The organism is Bradyrhizobium sp. Ken01 (assembly GCF_055807355.1).
The window spans coordinates 89,218-104,528 of the sequence record NZ_JBVVPC010000020.1; the positions used below are offsets into that span (position 1 = coordinate 89,218).

General features: G+C 58.6%; 16 protein-coding genes and 1 pseudogene. 14 read left to right on the forward strand and 3 right to left on the reverse strand.

From position 1 onward, the window contains the following. Positions 1-12 precede the first annotated feature (12 nt). The 5 genes from AC0L3S_RS20010 to AC0L3S_RS20030 all read left to right on the forward strand — a co-directional run bounded on the left by AC0L3S_RS20010 (position 13) and on the right by AC0L3S_RS20030 (position 4,729). Positions 13-975, forward strand: coding sequence for an ABC transporter substrate-binding protein (locus AC0L3S_RS20010; RefSeq protein WP_473280755.1), 963 nt, complete (start codon positions 13-15; stop codon positions 973-975). Positions 976-983: 8 nt separating this feature from the next. Further along, a complete protein-coding gene (locus AC0L3S_RS20015) occupies positions 984-1,955 on the forward strand; it encodes an ABC transporter substrate-binding protein (protein ID WP_473280758.1) in 972 nt (323 codons plus the stop codon). Beyond that, entirely contained in the window at positions 1,955-2,962 is a 1,008-nt protein-coding gene (locus AC0L3S_RS20020) for an ABC transporter substrate-binding protein (RefSeq protein ID WP_473280761.1), read from the forward strand. The genes AC0L3S_RS20015 and AC0L3S_RS20020 overlap by 1 nt, the downstream gene beginning before the upstream one ends. Positions 2,963-3,223: 261 nt before the next feature. Beyond that, positions 3,224-4,189, forward strand: a complete 966-nt coding sequence (locus tag AC0L3S_RS20025; protein WP_473280763.1) for an ABC transporter substrate-binding protein — start codon at positions 3,224-3,226, stop codon at positions 4,187-4,189. Positions 4,190-4,264: 75 nt separating this feature from the next. Continuing rightward, the gene (locus tag AC0L3S_RS20030; protein ID WP_473280765.1) at positions 4,265-4,729 is read left to right on the forward strand and encodes a hypothetical protein; all 465 of its coding nucleotides are present in this window, start codon (positions 4,265-4,267) and stop codon (positions 4,727-4,729) included. A 43-nt stretch (positions 4,730-4,772) separates the two neighbouring features. Here AC0L3S_RS20030 and AC0L3S_RS20035 read toward each other — a convergent pair whose 3' ends face one another. Together AC0L3S_RS20035 and AC0L3S_RS20040 are read right to left on the reverse strand one after the other, a co-directional pair. Continuing rightward, the gene (locus AC0L3S_RS20035) at positions 4,773-5,021 is read right to left on the reverse strand and encodes a hypothetical protein (RefSeq protein ID WP_473280768.1); all 249 of its coding nucleotides are present in this window, start codon (positions 5,019-5,021) and stop codon (positions 4,773-4,775) included. A 1-nt stretch (position 5,022) separates the two neighbouring features. Beyond that, a complete protein-coding gene (locus tag AC0L3S_RS20040) occupies positions 5,023-5,250 on the reverse strand; it encodes a hypothetical protein (protein ID WP_473280770.1) in 228 nt (75 codons plus the stop codon). Between the two features lie 157 nt (positions 5,251-5,407). On the opposite strand from AC0L3S_RS20040, the pseudogene ku reads away from it, so the two are divergent. The 3 genes and pseudogenes from ku to AC0L3S_RS20055 all read left to right on the forward strand — a co-directional run bounded on the left by ku (position 5,408) and on the right by AC0L3S_RS20055 (position 8,000). Then, positions 5,408-6,334 (forward strand): annotated as a pseudogene (ku, locus tag AC0L3S_RS20045) (non-homologous end joining protein Ku). 40 nt (positions 6,335-6,374) lie between these two features. Beyond that, positions 6,375-6,599, forward strand: a complete 225-nt coding sequence (locus AC0L3S_RS20050; RefSeq protein ID WP_473280773.1) for a hypothetical protein — start codon at positions 6,375-6,377, stop codon at positions 6,597-6,599. A gap of 63 nt (positions 6,600-6,662) precedes the next feature. After that, a complete protein-coding gene (locus AC0L3S_RS20055; RefSeq protein WP_473280775.1) occupies positions 6,663-8,000 on the forward strand; it encodes an adenylate/guanylate cyclase domain-containing protein in 1,338 nt (445 codons plus the stop codon). A 27-nt stretch (positions 8,001-8,027) separates the two neighbouring features. Here AC0L3S_RS20055 and AC0L3S_RS20060 read toward each other — a convergent pair whose 3' ends face one another. Continuing rightward, positions 8,028-8,315, reverse strand: a complete 288-nt coding sequence (locus AC0L3S_RS20060; RefSeq protein ID WP_473280777.1) for a DUF1330 domain-containing protein — start codon at positions 8,313-8,315, stop codon at positions 8,028-8,030. Positions 8,316-8,951: 636 nt separating this feature from the next. On the opposite strand from AC0L3S_RS20060, the gene AC0L3S_RS20065 reads away from it, so the two are divergent. The 6 genes from AC0L3S_RS20065 to AC0L3S_RS20090 all read left to right on the forward strand — a co-directional run bounded on the left by AC0L3S_RS20065 (position 8,952) and on the right by AC0L3S_RS20090 (position 14,528). Then, entirely contained in the window at positions 8,952-9,413 is a 462-nt protein-coding gene (locus tag AC0L3S_RS20065; protein WP_473280780.1) for a cupin domain-containing protein, read from the forward strand. A 213-nt stretch (positions 9,414-9,626) separates the two neighbouring features. Further along, positions 9,627-10,565 carry an adenylate/guanylate cyclase domain-containing protein gene (locus AC0L3S_RS20070; protein WP_473280783.1) on the forward strand — a complete coding sequence of 313 codons (939 nt, stop codon included), beginning with the start codon at positions 9,627-9,629 and terminating at the stop codon, positions 10,563-10,565. Further along, positions 10,448-11,035, forward strand: a complete 588-nt coding sequence (locus AC0L3S_RS20075) for an alpha/beta fold hydrolase (RefSeq protein ID WP_473280786.1) — start codon at positions 10,448-10,450, stop codon at positions 11,033-11,035. The genes AC0L3S_RS20070 and AC0L3S_RS20075 overlap by 118 nt, the downstream gene beginning before the upstream one ends. Before the next feature lie 340 nt (positions 11,036-11,375). Continuing rightward, positions 11,376-13,151 carry an adenylate/guanylate cyclase domain-containing protein gene (locus AC0L3S_RS20080; protein WP_473280788.1) on the forward strand — a complete coding sequence of 592 codons (1,776 nt, stop codon included), beginning with the start codon at positions 11,376-11,378 and terminating at the stop codon, positions 13,149-13,151. Positions 13,152-13,197: 46 nt separating this feature from the next. Further along, a complete protein-coding gene (locus AC0L3S_RS20085; protein ID WP_473280836.1) occupies positions 13,198-13,278 on the forward strand; it encodes a DUF1330 domain-containing protein in 81 nt (26 codons plus the stop codon). A gap of 275 nt (positions 13,279-13,553) precedes the next feature. Beyond that, positions 13,554-14,528 carry a dienelactone hydrolase family protein gene (locus AC0L3S_RS20090; RefSeq protein WP_473280791.1) on the forward strand — a complete coding sequence of 325 codons (975 nt, stop codon included), beginning with the start codon at positions 13,554-13,556 and terminating at the stop codon, positions 14,526-14,528. Positions 14,529-15,311: the final 783 nt, after the last annotated feature.

The window sequence follows — 15,311 nt, forward strand, 5'->3', positions numbered from 1 at the left end:
CGGCGAGAGTTCATGATGCTGGTTGGGAGTGCCGCGGCGAGCGTACCGTTCGCGTCCCGGGCGCAGCCAGCAATGCCGATTGTCGGATTTCTTCACGGAGCGTCGCGCAGCTACCTCGAACAATTCCTCGATGCGCTTCGCGCAGGTTTGGGCGAAGCGGGATTTGTCGAGGGACAGAATGTGGCGATCGAATATCGCTGGGCGGAAGGGCACTACGATCGGTTATCCGCGCTGGCGGCCGACCTGGTCAGCCGTCAGGTCGCGGTGGTCATGGCAATGGGTGGAACCGATCCGGCGCGTGCGGCCAGGGCGGCCACGTCGACGATTCCGATCGTCTTTGTCAGTGCCGCCGATCCGGTCCAGACCGGTCTCGTTGCCAGCCTCAACCGTCCGGGCGGCAATGTGACCGGCGTCAGCCTGATCGCCTCGGCGCTCGACGCAAAGAAGCTCGGGCTTCTGCACGAACTGGTGCCCAAGGCGTCTGTGATTGCCGGACTGACCAACCCGCAATATCCCGGCGTTAAGGGCCAGATTGAAGAAGTGCAGGAGACTGGCAGCAGTCTAGGACTTAAAACCATTCTGCTTGCCGCGAGCGACGAAGATGAACTTGCCGCCGCGTTTGCCCGCGCCAAACAGCAAGGAGTGGGTGCAATTCTGGTCGCATCCGATCCCTTCTTCAACAGTCACAGCGAACGGTTGGTCACGCTCGCGGCGCAACATTCAATTCCCACGATCTATCCGCAGCGTGAATATATCCGCGGCGGTGGCCTGATCAGCTATGGCCCTGATTTTGCCGATGGCTATCGCAACGGTGGTTCGTATGTCGGCAAGATCCTCAAAGGCGCAAAGCCCGCCGAGCTCCCGGTGGTGCAGCCGGTCAAATTCGAACTGGTCATCAACCTTAAGACCGCCAAGACACTTGGCCTCGACGTGCCGCCAACGTTGCTCGCGACCGCAGACGAGTTGATGGAATGAGGCTTGCCATGAAGCGACGCGATTTCTTGGCCTTTGTCGGCGCGGCACTGTCGCGTTCCCTCGATGCTCACGCCGAGCAGGTCAAGGTGCCCACCATCGGGATCTTGGGCGCTGGCGCCGAGCGTTCCTGGGGGGCTTCGATCTCCGCCTTCCGTCAGCGCCTCGGCGAGTTGGGCTGGATCGACGGCCGCACGGTAACCATCGTCACAAGGTGGGCCGAGGGGAGAAGTGATCGGTTCGCAGAGATCGCGGCCGAGTTCGTCCAGGGAAACGTTGATGTTATTTTGACCGCGGGGAGCGCGATTCCGGCGCTCAGGCAGGCAACCTCAACGATCCCGATCGTATTTGCAGTTGCCGTCGATCCGCTGGCGAGTGGCTTTGTTGCAAGTCTGTCACGACCTGGAGGAAATGTTACGGGATTATCGCTACAGCCAAATGAGATGGTTTCCAAACGTGTTGGGCTCCTTCGTGAGATCATCCCATCTCTTGCGCGACTGGCAGTGCTGGCAAATGCGGGATACCTCAGTGCAGCGCACGAAGCTGCTACGGCTGAAGCGGCTGCGCGCCAGCTCGGACTCGAAGTTGATATCCTGGATATCAGATCCACAAGTGATCTTGCTCCGGCGATTGAAGCGCTGAGGGATAAGACCAAGGCGCTTTATATTTGCCAGGACTCTTTCGTTGTCGCCAATCTGGTCCGTATTAACGGCCTGGCGCGGGAGGCTGGATTAGCTACGATGTGGGGCGCACGGGCGTTCTGCAAGGCAGACGGGTTCATTTCCTACGGCGCGGATGAGGCCGACTTGTTCCGCCGGGCTGGCGACTATGTTGACAAGATACTCAAAGGCACCAAGCCGGCAGACATTCCAGTCGAGCAGCCGACCAAGATCGAGCTGGTTTTCAACCTGGCGACAGCCAAAGTCTTGAATCTCACCATTCCACCAAACGTGCTTGCGCTGGCCAACGAAGTGTTCGAGTGATGTCGTCTGAGCAAAACAATGGCATTAAAATGAAACGGCGCGATTTCATCGCGGCCCTGGGAGCGACGGCCATCGGCACCTTCACCGCGCGGGCGCAGCCGACGCCCCCTGTGATCGGATTTCTCAGTGCGCGATCGCCCGTCGAGAGCGCCGGCTTGCTCGCGGCATTCCGACGCGGTCTGGCTGAAAACGGAGCCGTCGAGGGCCTGAACGTCGCGATCGATTACCGATGGGCGCTGGGCGAATACGACCGCCTGCCTGCGATGGCATTGGAGCTCGTTCAGCGCCCGGTCGCAGCCATCGTCACCGTTGGCGGTGAAGCTTCGGTGCGGGCTGCCATCGCGGCCACGAAAAATATCCCGATCATTGGCATATTCGCTGACGATCCCATCGCCAGCGGCCTCGTCGCCAGCCTTAATCGGCCGGGAGGCAACACCACCGGCGTCTTCAACTTCAATCCGGCCCTTGAGGCGAAGCGGCTTGGACTGCTGCATGAACTGGTGCCGCAGGCGACGACCATCGGCGTCCTCGTCAATCCGAATTATCCGCCGGCTGCAAGCCAGCTCCAGGGAGTTGAGGAAGCTGCGCGGACCATTGGCCTGAGGACCCTTGCGATGCGAGCCAGCAACGACGGGGAAATTGAAGCTGCCTTTGAAAACGCCATCCAACAACGCATTCGCATCCTCGCCGTCACCAGCGATCCGTTTTTCAATACCCGAAGCGACAGACTGGTGGCGCTGGCGACGCGCCATGCCGTGCCCACCGTGTATCCGTTTCGGGAATACGTCGCGGCCGGCGGCCTGATGAGCTACGGCGTTGATCTCAGCGAGATGTATCGCCAGGTCGGAATCTATGCCGGGCAAGTCGTCAAAGGCGTTAAACCGGCGAATTTGCCTATCATGCAGCCGATCAAGTTCGAGCTCGTCATCAACGTCAAGACGGCCAAAACGCTCGGACTGACCATTCCGTCAACGCTGCTCGCCAGCGCGGATGAGGTGATCGAATAGGTTTTGCCGCTTCCGCATTTGGCAGTTGAGACGTGCCGATGACCTCTCACGAAGTCCGCGATTGAAGGCCAAGTCAATTTGAGACTGGCCGGTTGTGGCGCAAAGCCGTCGTTCACGCGCATGTCCGTTCCTGGGGGAGGAGCGGACATGCCATACTGGCGGGGTGAGGTGCAATTTGACCCATAGCGGACATCAGTGAATGAGAATTTTGAGGCAAACGTGATAATGGTATCTATGCCGTAAAGCATGGAGGGATGGTCCTTGAAGCGCCGAGAGTTCACCGCACTGCTTGGCGGCGTACTAGCCGGGTGGCCGCTCATGGCGCGCGGGCAGCAACAAAGACCGCGCGTAATCGGCATTCTAGTGGCAGGTATTCCCAATCCTACCGAGTTTGTCAGAGTTATTAGAGAAGAACTCTCAAACCTCGGCTATGTCGAAGGTCAAAATTGCCGATACGAGTTCCGGTCAGCTGGAGGAAAACCGCAGCTGTTGCCGGAACTGGCAGCTGAACTGGTAAGCATCCCGGCCGATATCCTAATAACTTGGCTGACGCCCCCCAGCGTTGCAGCACGCGACGCGACAAAAGACATCCCGATCGTTGTGGCCTCTGCAGGTGATCCTGTCGCGACCGGCCTCGTGGCAAGCCTCGCACGACCCGGGGGCAACATTACCGGTACATCAGCTATCGCGGCCGAGATTATGTCCAAGAATGTTGAGTTGATAAAGGAGGTGATACCGAATGCCTCCCGGATCGGCGTCTTAGCGAACTCATCGGACCCATTCACACAACCGTTTCTAAAGGAAATTGAAGCTGCAGCTAGGGCGCTCACCCTCAATCTCGAAACAATTATGGCACGCCCCTCTGACAACCAAGAACCGCATTTCCAGTCGTTTCGTAACGACAAGGTCGATGCCCTAATCGTTCAACCGACGCTGATACGTCCTGGCATCGCTGAACTTGCTGAGAAATATCGGCTTCCCTCGATTACAATGGTCGTCAGTTACGCTCACGCAGGTGGCTTGATGGCCTATGGTGCAAACGGACCGGCACTATGGAGGCAAGCCGCAGCCTATGTTGACAGAATTCTAAAGGGTGGGCGACCGGCGGATCTTCCAGTTTTGCAACCAACCGATTTCGATCTCGTCATCAATCTCAAGACAGCCAAAGCGCTTGGTCTTGAGCTGCCAGCCAGCCTTCTATCACGCGCAGACGAGGTGATTGAATAGTCGGTCTTGGCCGGGGCGTCTGGAACGTAATTGACGTTCCGGCTTTTTGCTCCGTGGTAGTCGGAGGGAAGTGCGATGAAATCGACGAGCGCTCTCGCATTGGCACTTGTCGTCTCGACAGCGACGGTCTCGGCGCAGCCGGTGCGATGGACCAGGTACACCATTCCTCAGACCGGCACCTCGATGGATTTCCCATCTTTGATCTTCACGGAAGAAGCTGGTCGGCCCGACGGCTACGGGCAACGGTTCCGAACCGCCGACGGGCGTGCCGACATCACGATCCAGGCCGCGCCGAACGTCGCGAACGATTCCCCCGCCGCGTTTCTGGCGAAGAAGCATCCGCCTTCCCGCATCCAGTACAAGCGAGTGACACCGCGCTTCTTCGCGGTGTCCAGCTACAAGGGCGACAAGGTTTTCTACGACCGCTGCAACTTTTCGGGGCGGCTGGTCCATTGCGTGCTGATCAACTATCCCGCCGAAGAAGAGCATGCCTGGGACGACGTCGTCACCCGCATCAGCTTGTCCCTCAGGGGCAAGTAGGTCGCGATCGTGGCCACGGAAAGCTGGCTCTGCAGGCGCGCGCTCATAGCGCGCTGAGATCGTCCGGCACCTCGCCGAACTTTCGGATCACGGTTGCGTCTCCGAAGTCGCCCGTCGCCGGATCCCCGCTGCGGCTGAACGCCACCGCGCCGACAATGCCGGGCTTCCGCGAAAGCGCCTCGGCCTTCATCACGGCAGCGTTAGGATTGAAGCACTCGACCGCCTCGCCGGCGGCGATGCCGTCGTCGGCGGCCACGAAGGGCAGGGCGACGTAGTAGGTGACCTCGGACATCTCAGTCGTACCAATCCTTCCGATCGCGCGGGAGGTCGAACCGGCGGCGCGAATAGCCTGCGGAAACCGACGCCCGAAGCTCCTCGACCCGCATCTCAAGGAAGCCGTTCGCGACGATCAGGGCCTTGACCGCTTCCCGGGCGTCGCCGCCGCAGGCCGCGATGGCCTGGTCAGCGGCGGCCTCGAGGTCGTCAGGGGCCGGTCTGGATGGCTCGGGGGTTGCGGTCATCGAACTATGTTCTTATTTTGTTCGCAAGAGTGAAGCGTCCGCGCGGTGTTTCGCTGGCGGCTGCTGCGGGGGCCGGCTTGAATTGCGTGGATGCCGGAGCTGTCGGAACCGAGCCGCGCCGTTCGTTTTGAGTCCGTGTCCCGTAAGTTGCGTAACAATGGCCCCCCGCGCGAACTGGAAAGGCTTCCTGCGTCTGTCTCTGGTCACCTGCCCGGTGGCGCTCTACCCCGCGACGTCCGAGAGCGAGAAGGTCTCGTTCAATCAGCTCAATGGGCAGACCGGCCATCGAATCAAGTACCTGAAGGTCGATGCCAACACCGGCGACGAGGTCCCCAACGAGGACATCGTGAAGGGCTACGAGCTCGAGAAGGGCCAGTACATTGAGGTCTCCAAGGAGGAGCTCGAGGAGATCGCGCTGGAGTCGACCCGGACCATCGAGATCGACGAGTTCGTCGACCGCAGCGACATCGATCCGCGATATCTGATTAGGCCCTACTACATCCGTCCGGACGGCAAGGTCGGCCACGACGCCTTTGCCGTGATCCGCGAGACCATTCGCGAAATGGACAAGGTCGCCATCGGCCGGGTCGTGCTGACCAACCGCGAGCACATCATCGCGCTGGAGCCGATGGACAAGGGTCTTGTCGGCACGCTGCTCCGCTATCCGTACGAAGTGCGCAGCGAGCAGGAGTATTTCGACGAGATTCAGGATGTGAAGGTCACGAAGGATATGCTCGATCTCGCCAGGCACATCGTTAACCAGAAAGCGGGCAGCTTCGAGCCGGAGAAGTTCGAGGACCACTATGAGACCGCGCTGATCGAGCTCATCAACCAGAAGCGAGCCGGCTAGCCGATCACGCCGAAGGACAAGCCGGCGGCCACCAACGTGGTCAATCTGATGGAGGCGCTGCGTCGGAGCGTAGGTCAGGAGGCCGCGCCGGCGAAGGCAAGCAAGGTCGCCAAGAAGCCGCGGAAGGAGGGGACCGGACAGAAGGAGATGCTGATGCCGATTGCCGGCAAGAAGCCCCCCGAGGAGGCGGCAGCGAAAAAACCGGCCGCCAAGTCGCAGCGGAAGTCCGCCTGACAGAGTAGGAGAGCCGCATGGACATGAAGAAGCCTCGGAAATGACGGAAGCCTCCGGACTGACGAACGAGCAGGACGGCGTCGATCATGCGTCCGCGGCGAGGTTGCGCGCCGAGGCGGAAGCGAGCCGCCGCCCGCTGCGGCCGACGTCGCAGGATGCCGCGATGCGCTGGGTCGAGCAACTTCGTGAGGCGACCTCGAAGGCGCCTCGGCAGTCGCTGTGCGTAGCGTTCCTGTTCGGGGTTTGGGTCGCCCGTCGGGACTAGGTTGATCCCGTCCCTGATTTGACCAATACTCCGTCGACCTAGGTAGCGGCGGCGGGGCTGACGATGGCTGAACTTGCATTGCCCGAGACGCAATATGCGCAGAGCGGCGATTTCAGCATCGCCTACCAGGTCATGGGCAGCGGCCCCGTCGATATCATCCTGGTCCCCGGCATCATCTCGCATATCGATTACCAGCATGAGCTGCCGGGCTACACGCAAATCCTCCGCCGGCTGGCCAGGTTCTCGAGGGTCGTCACTTTCGACAAGAGAGGACAGGGCCTGTCCGATAGGCTGGCGGATGTGCCTTCGCTGGAGGAGCGCATCGACGACGTCCGCGCGGTGATGGACGCGATCGGATCGCAGCGTGCCGCGCTGGTCGGTTTCTCCGAGGGCGCTTCCATGAGCGTTCTGTTCGCGACCACCTATCCCGACCGCGTTTCCCACCTGGTTCTTTTCGGCGGGCTTGCCCGCATCGCCGACCTGTTTCCGCCGAGCTTTTCCCCTGCGGAGGCTGATGAAAGGCTGGCGAACCTCGTCAAGCGCTGGGGCAGCGGAAGCTTCCTTGCGAACGTATTCGCGAGCGAGGCCTCCAATCCGGACGCGGTCGCGCGCATTGCGAAGTTCGAAAAGCTGGCCTGCAGTCCCGGCGCCATCAGGTCCTACATAATTTCCAATCGTCGGATAGACGTGAATGCCATCCTTCCGTGCGTCCGCGCCCCGACCTTGATTCTTCACCGGGCGACCGACGCGCAAGTGCCGGTAGCGCTGGGCCGCAAGATGGCGGCGGGAATACCCGGAGCGAAGTATGTCGAGTATCCATCAGGAGATCACGCATTCTGGACCGGGGACACTGAGACGGTGGTCGGCGACATCGAGGAGTTCGTGACGGGCCACCGCGAGGCGGGCGACGCCGATCTCGAGCGCATTCTCGCGACCGTCATGTTCACCGACATTGTCGACTCCACGCGGCAGGCGGCCGAAATAGGCGACCAGCGGTGGCGTGGCCGCCTCGACGAGCACGACGCGCTTGCGCGTCAGTTCATCGACCGGCATCGAGGCAATCTGGTGAAGACTACCGGAGATGGCGTGCTCGCCACCTTCGACGGGCCCGGTCGTGCGATCCGGTGCGCGCTGTCGTTCAGCAGTGCCGCTCGTCAGATCGGCTTGCCGGTACGCGCTGGCCTGCACACTGGCGAGATAGAGATGCGGGGCAGCGACATTGGGGGCATCGCCGTTCACGCGGCGGCACGCGTCATGTCGCAATCTGGGCCGGACGAGGTGCTCGTTTCGCGAGTGGTGACCGACCTCGTCGCAGGGGCGGGACTCAAGTTCAGCGAGCGCGGTTCTTACGAATTGAAGGGGTTGCCGGGCAAATGGGATCTGTTCGCGGCCACCGGTTAGCCTCTTCGCCGTCACCAGCGTGACCGATCAGGCGCCGGGAAAAGCCCAGATGTTCATGGTGGCTATACCCTCGCGCAGTTTCTTGATCGGAACGTAGTCCGGCGAATCCCAGAACGCGTGGATCGCCTCCATGCTCGGAAACTCGAACATGACGACGGGGCGCTGATCGTGTTCGCCTTCCAGCACCTCCACATTGGCTCGTCTGGCTGCAAGCTTTCCGCCAAAGCTGGCTATGAACGGGACGACGGCCTGCACGTATTTTTGGTACTGCGCTTCGTCCTTGATGGTATTTTGGACAATGAAATAGGCGGGCATAATGAACCTTTCAGGACAATGAACTGAGAGCAGAAGACGTGCAGCCTAGCATGCTTCTTGGGGGCGCGTCCCACCAGGTCCTTGTGCAGATACTGAGGACAGCCCGGCAAACTCGTCCAGGACGCGCGTGGGCGCTGAACCTTCGAAGCTGGAGCTGCGATTCTCGTCAATCCTCGGGCGGGCACTCGGGGCAAGTGTCCCCGATCGTCCAGCACGTTCCGGATCTCCGCGACTGCCGCTTCTGGAGAAATGCCGTCCGGTGGCTCCTGCCTTGCGAGATCCAATGCGCGCTCCCACGCATGCGGATCCCCGCGGTCCCTCCCAACCGTGCTCCTCGCACAGGTGGATGTCCGCTGCGAACGGGTGGCGTCCAGCAGCCGCTGTCCGACGTTCTTCCAGACCGCGTCCGGACCGTACAGGCGAGTGGCGTTCGCCTTTTGGATCTCGACCGTCCGGCCGCAGCGCCGGCATCCCACCCTCGGTAAATGCGGGGTAATTTGTCCTTGCCGCAGCAGGCGTCCGGACGTGCCTCGGCTTGGATTGCCGCTTTCGGCGCCCGCGAAACTCAGCAACTATGCTAATCTTAGCGGCGGCGACCGTTTGCTCGCTTGATCGTCGCATTTTGAAGGGAGAAAAATGATGATGTTTCGGTTGATTGCTTTAGGGATCGCGTCGGTAGCTGCAACTGCAGCCCTGGCACAAGATATGAAGATGCCGGTAAATCCAAGCGAAGTTAAGTGGGGACCCGCACCACCGGTCTTTCCTAAAGGTGCACAAATGACTGTTCTGTCGGGCGATCCGTCCAAAGATGGACTTTATGCCGTTCGGTTGAAAGTGCCAGCAGGCTATAAAATACCGGCCCACAATCATCCAACAACGGAATATGTGACGGTTATTTCTGGAACGTTCAATCTGGGAATGGGTGATAAGCTCGATGAAAAAAAGGGAGTGAAGCTGGCTGCAGGCGGGTGGGCCGAAGCACCTGCAAAAATGAATCACTTCGCCTGGTCAAGTACGCCAGCCATTATCCAAGTTCACGGCCAAGGCCCCTTTGCGATCACCTATGTCAACCCGGCGGATGACCCCAGCAAAAAATAGCAATGAGCATAGACCCAAGTCGAAATCGACTTGGGTCTATTTTGCGAGTTGCAAAACCGAAAAGCTCAAGAGAGCCCGCAGGCCAGAAAGTTGGCATGGCCTCTGCGTATAAGGCGCATTTCCAATCATCCATAATTTCGAGCCAAGAAGCCTGATCTACTTTGGTTGTTTTAACAGCTATGGTTTGCTGGTTCATCCGACTGAGGGCCTTCGATGCAAATCCCGGGCGAGCGACGCCTTGCAGCCATCCTAGCGGCGGATATCGCAGGATACAGCAGATTGATGGGCGATGATGAAGACGGGACGCTTTCCCGCCTTAAGATGCTTCGGACTGAAGTTTGGGATCAAACGTTACGAAAGTATCGAGGTCGCCTTGTAAAGACGACCGGTGACGGATTCCTCGTCGAGTTTGCGAGCGCGGTGAATGCGGTCTCCAGCGCGATTGAGATTCAACGAACAATGGCTGAGCGCAATAGCCATTGCCCAACGGACAAACGTATTGATTTTCGCGTCGGCATCAACCTCGGTGAGATTATAGTAGATGACGACGACATTTTCGGCGACGGCGTCAATATAGCTGCACGACTCGAAAGCATCGCCGAAAACGGCGGCGTTTGCATTTCACGACCAGTACTCGACCAGATAGACGGGCGTTTCGACGACATTTTGATCCGTGAACTTGGGCGGCAGCGGCTTAAAAACATCAAGCGCCCTGTAGAAGTCTACCGCATTGGTCTGCATGAGGAGGCAGACGCTTCCCATCGTTTCTTGGCTGACCGCGAGCTGCGGCAAGAAGTCAGGTATTGCACGGCTCCTGACGGAGTGCGGCTCGCTTACGCAAGCGTCGGTTCTGGCCCGACCATAATGCGATCGGCTCACTGGATGAGCCATTTGGAGTACGAGTGGGAGCTGCCAGTCCATCGCCACCTGTATTTAGGGCTCGCAAAGCGGTCTACGTTCGTCCGGTATGACGCTCGAGGAAACGGGATGTCAGATTGGGATGTGGGATTACTTTGGATCACTGGCTCACCGATATGGAAGCGGTGGTCGACGCTGCCGGTCTGGAGCGATTCGCACTCTTTGGATTTTCGCAGGGATGCGCGGTTTCCATTGCTTATGCCGCAAAACACCCGGAACGCGTCTCGCATCTGATTCTCTATGGAGGTTTCGCCGCTGGAGCGAACAAGCGTTCCAATGTGCCCGCCGCCGATCATGAACGGTTAGCCGCCATGATCAAGCTAACGCAACTCGGCTGGGGAACGGAGGATCCGACCTTCAGACAGCTTTTTACGTCTTCAATGACACCCACAGCCACCCGGGAACAACAAGACGCGTTCAACGAACTGCAACGTCTAAGCGCATCCTCTGACTGCGCAGTGCGCTACATGCAGGCTGTAGCTAACTTGGACGTTCGCCCTCTGCTTTCGTCAATCGAGGCGCCCACACTTGTGCTGCATACGCGGGAAGATCAGCGCGTGCCTATTGCTCTCGGCCGCGAGTTAGCAGCGGGAATACGCAACGCCCGCTTTGTGGGGCTACCGGGGCGCGATCATATACCTCTTGAGCAGAGCCCAGGGCTTCCAGCAATGTTCGAGGAGATAGACCGCTTTCTATCGCAGTAGTTTTTCAAGTTCCTGAAGTAAAGCCGTATGGGCTAATTGTCGCCTGAGGGGACATCACCGGCGCAGCCCAGACTGATGGAGCAGTCGCGGTATCATGGTGCAGCTTGAGGAGCAGTAAAAACTTATGTCCCCGATTCCACATGAGCCTGCTCCATCCCTCCACACGTGAGCAGGGCCCTACGACGCGTACTCACAAAACGTTGGTTTACAGATTCAAAGCTGAGATCCCAGCTTAGGCGTGATCGGCGCTGTGGCCCAAGGCAGAAGTTCGGTCTAGCTCGCGAGTGGCCAGCTATGCTTTGATTTAGGGATGAGTTAGGGAATGGTCTGGGGGTGCTCCTTGGCCGGCGAGCAGGTAGAACGACGACTCGCAGCGGTGCTGGCGGCGGATGTCGCTGGTTATAGTCTTCTGATGGGTGCCGACGAGGAAGGCACACTGGGGCGGCTCAAGGCGGTGAGAAGGGCTGTCATTGATCCCACAATTGCCGCCCACCGGGGCCGCGTCGTCAAGACGACCGGCGACGGCATGCTGGTTGAGTTTGCAAGTGCGGTGGATGCAGCGCGAAGCGCTGTTGAAATCCAGCACAGTGTGTCCGCCCAAAACGCGAACATACCACAAGATATCAGGATCACATTCCGCATCGGCATACATGTCGGCGACATAATGATCGACGACAACGACATCTTCGGCGATGGCGTCAACATTGCATCTCGACTGGAGGGCATTGCCGAACCCGGCGGTGTCTGCTTTTCGGATGACGCCTATCGACAAATCCGCGGCAAGATCGACTTCGCCTGCGACGATTTGGGACCGCAGTTTCTCAAGAACATCGCTGAGCCCATGCGGACGTGGCGGCTCCGGCTTGGAGGGCAAAGGTCTGTGACGGCGCAGCCGGCTTCCCATGCGGGCTACTCTCCGACCTTGGCCCTTCCCGACAAGCCTTCCATCGCTGTATTGCCGTTTCAAAACATGAGTGGTGATCCCGAGCAGGACTACTTCGCCGATGGCATGGTTGAGGACATAATCACCGCGCTCTCTACGTTCAAGTCACTCTTCGTTATCGCTCGCAACTCGACGTTCACCTATAAGGGCAAGGCAATAGACATCAAGCAGGTCGGGCGAGACCTTGGTGTGCGATACGTCCTAGAAGGGAGCATTCGGAAGGTGGCTGGCCGTGTTCGGGTAACTAGCCAGTTGATCGACGCGTCCACCGGTACTCATCTCTGGGCCGAAAAGATTGACGGAGCGTTGCGCGACGTATTCGACTTGCAAGATCGCATAACCGCGAAAGTCGTGTCCTCAGTTACGCCAACGATAGAACGAGCGGAGATTGAACGCGCCAAGCAGAAAGGGACGAGTACGAGCGACAGTTACGATACATACTTACGCGGCATGGCATTGTTTTATCGTAGGCAGCTCTCCGAGGCTCGAGGCCTGTTCAAGAAGGCGACCGAACAGGACCGGGAGTATGCCGCCGCTTACGCCATGTCAGCCTTCACGTATGGTGCGGAACAGGCGAGCAAAGGCGTCATAGCCACTGATGAAATTCGCGCCGACGCGCTTCGAGATGCAAATACCGCACTCAGTATCACGAGCGAGGACCCCTTTGTTCTAGCCAGGTGTGCTCACCCAATGGCCTATGTGTGCCAGCAATATGACCGGGCTGCGTCACTCGCTGACCGCGCCGTTACGCTGAACCCAAACTTGTCTGTCGCTTGGCTCGCGCGAGGGTGGATTTCGATCATGCTGGGCAAAGCAGAACGCGCCATTGAGAGCTTCGAACACGTATTGAGATTAAGTCCTCTCGATCCTTTAAGACCATTCTCATTGAGTGGAGTTGCATTCGGTCTTTTCTTTCTAGACCGCTACGACGAGGGAAGTCGGATCGCGAAGGAGATTATGCAGGTCTTTCCGCATCATCAGTCATTCGGAGCATACATCGTGAACTGCGTCGGGGCGGGAGACCTGATTGAAGCAAAGAGCGCCGCGAGCGAGTTTTTGAAGTTTGACCCCAGCATGTGTCTTTCCCGAGCGGCGGACATTTTCGTGGTGCAACCGCCAGAAATGCGTGAGAAGTTTGATAGAGCTATGCGAGTTGCCGGGATTCCAGATTAAGGGGTGGAATCCTACGCGTCTTCTTATCATAGAGTTTCCCACGGTCGTGGCCGCTCGTACTTGGTATGAGTCCCCGGAGTACCAAGCCCTTCTTCCACTGAGAATCAACGCCAGCCAGGGGACCTGACAACATGGTCATCGTCCCGGGGGTCGAGCGGTAACTGGAATCCGAGATATAGAGCCTGATGTCTCTTTGTGGCGCAAAGCTGCAGATCCGGAATGTCCGCGGTTCGTCCGCTATCGGCTCATGGCTGACCTGCCGCGATCAGCCGGTGCAGGACCGCTTGTGACTCAACAGAGACAGCTTGTTGCCGTCGTCATACCTTCTTGCCCCCCTTGAGGCGCTCCTCATCCGTGCTATCCTTAGTGGCTTTTTTTGTTGGAATAGTTTTGGAGGTAGTCATGAATCTGGTCATTGCGCTCGCCGGAGCGTTGTTGTTGTTGTCATTGATTTGCGAAAAAGCTGAAGCACAATTCGCGCGGGAAGCGTTCTATTCGATCCCCTCAGAAACCGTATCAGCCGCTGATTTTCTGATGGGCAAAAAAGGCACGCCAATCGCACTCGCCGGGCAACTGCGGTTTGCTAAATTGGGGTCTGCGAGACAACCAGTCGTCATTCTGCTTCATTCAGCGAGTGGCCCCATCACAGAAGGTGCGCCCTACGAGGAATGGCCGCGAGTCTTGAATGAAATAGGCATAGCCACATTCGCAGTTGACAGTTATGCCGGTCGCGGACTCGTCAATTATCCGGCCGACCCAGGCAAAATCTCCTTTCTGACCAGGATTATCGACGCTTACCGCGCGCTCGAAGTAGTCGCCAAAGAGCCAAGGATCGACCCCTCGCGGATTGCAGTGATGGGTTTCTCGCAGGGCGCTTCCGCCGCGCTCTATTCCAGCATGTCTCGGTTTCAGAAAATGTACGGTAACCCGGACCTGCAGTTTGTCGGACACATATCCGCCTACGCAATTTGCAATACGCGCTTTCGCGACGAGGAGGACGTGAAGAAACCGATCCTCATGCTGCACGGGACAGCTGACGATCTTACTCCCCTAGCGCCGTGCCGCGAGTACGCGGAGCGACTTTCGAAAGCGGGCAAGAGCGCAAGTATGATCGAATACCCGGACGCATACCACCAATTCGACGCCCCGGTGTACCGGACACCGCTCAGAGTTGAGCAGGGGCTCACCATCCGACAATGCCGTCTTGAAGAAGGCGAGAATGGCGTAATTCTAAACAACGAGACGAAGCGACCGCTTTCGCCAAGCGATTCTTGTTTTGAAAAAGGATTTACGGGCGCCTACTACCAAGAAGCGGCGGCGAACAAATCCCACGAAGACGTTAAGGCGTTCTTGAAAGATATTTTCCAGTTGAAATGAACGTCGAGCGTGCCTTGCAGTCTGTCATGGCCGCCCCTATGACCGCTGTTGACCCATGTGAGACCTCGGAGCCTTTCCACTCTCGGCTGATATTGCCGCAAAGGGACATAAGACGGCCACTCGCTTGATGGCATTCGCTCCGCCGTCAGCAGGCCTAGAGTTCAAGGGCAAGATGCAGCGGATCGCGGGCATCATCCTCACTGGTAGCGTCTGCCAGTCAGTATTAAACTGTTACAACGATCCCGTGGCCTATTGAGTTAATAGAACGTTTCGGCCCGGCGATCTAATGTTGTGTGGCACTCTTGAGGGGCGCTTTGTCCCTGAAGGCTAGCACAATCTTTCCACGCGGGTTCCACAACAGAGGTGCTCGTCGCGGATCGCCCAGGTGGAGCGGGATATCGCCGCGAGAGCAACGGGCGGCTTCAAAGTTCAAACAGGCGAAGGCACTAACTGCGTTCGGAGATTCCACTCGCTTTGCCATTGCCCCGGGATTGAGCTACGGAACGCACAGGATCATCCAGGACGACTCACGGGGCTTTCGAAATGAGTCAGTTTGGAGGTCGATAAGCGTTCGAGCAAAACGGACCCAGTTGGCGGACTGATAAGGTTGTTGCCAAAAGCTTATCAGTCGCGGCCTTTGCGTGGACGTCCTCGGGGGGGCTTTAGGTAGTTGGCAGAAGAGCCAGAAGCAAACAAGGGTAGCGGCGCGTTTGTGGTACGCTATCGTGCGAGAGTGGCGTCCGCCAGCCGCCAGATAAGTTACTGCGGTTTCAGCGGCGTAAG

Bases quoted from the DNA above. Each gene is read 5' to 3' on its own strand.
- AC0L3S_RS20055 (WP_473280775.1), top strand. From the start codon at position 6,663: ATGGCTGAACTTGCATTGCCCGAGACGCAATATGCGCAGAGCGGCGAT.
- AC0L3S_RS20075 (WP_473280786.1), top strand. From the start codon at position 10,448: ATGGAAGCGGTGGTCGACGCTGCCGGTCTGGAGCGATTCGCACTCTTT.
- AC0L3S_RS20065 (WP_473280780.1), top strand. From the start codon at position 8,952: ATGATGATGTTTCGGTTGATTGCTTTAGGGATCGCGTCGGTAGCTGCA.
- AC0L3S_RS20015 (WP_473280758.1), top strand. From the start codon at position 984: ATGAAGCGACGCGATTTCTTGGCCTTTGTCGGCGCGGCACTGTCGCGT.
- AC0L3S_RS20070 (WP_473280783.1), top strand. From the start codon at position 9,627: ATGCAAATCCCGGGCGAGCGACGCCTTGCAGCCATCCTAGCGGCGGAT.
- AC0L3S_RS20040 (WP_473280770.1), bottom strand. From the start codon at position 5,250: ATGACCGCAACCCCCGAGCCATCCAGACCGGCCCCTGACGACCTCGAG.
- AC0L3S_RS20060 (WP_473280777.1), bottom strand. From the start codon at position 8,315: ATGCCCGCCTATTTCATTGTCCAAAATACCATCAAGGACGAAGCGCAG.
- AC0L3S_RS20010 (WP_473280755.1), top strand. From the start codon at position 13: ATGATGCTGGTTGGGAGTGCCGCGGCGAGCGTACCGTTCGCGTCCCGG.
- AC0L3S_RS20035 (WP_473280768.1), bottom strand. From the start codon at position 5,021: ATGTCCGAGGTCACCTACTACGTCGCCCTGCCCTTCGTGGCCGCCGAC.
- AC0L3S_RS20050 (WP_473280773.1), top strand. From the start codon at position 6,375: ATGACGGAAGCCTCCGGACTGACGAACGAGCAGGACGGCGTCGATCAT.
- AC0L3S_RS20090 (WP_473280791.1), top strand. From the start codon at position 13,554: ATGAATCTGGTCATTGCGCTCGCCGGAGCGTTGTTGTTGTTGTCATTG.
- AC0L3S_RS20020 (WP_473280761.1), top strand. From the start codon at position 1,955: ATGTCGTCTGAGCAAAACAATGGCATTAAAATGAAACGGCGCGATTTC.
- AC0L3S_RS20030 (WP_473280765.1), top strand. From the start codon at position 4,265: ATGAAATCGACGAGCGCTCTCGCATTGGCACTTGTCGTCTCGACAGCG.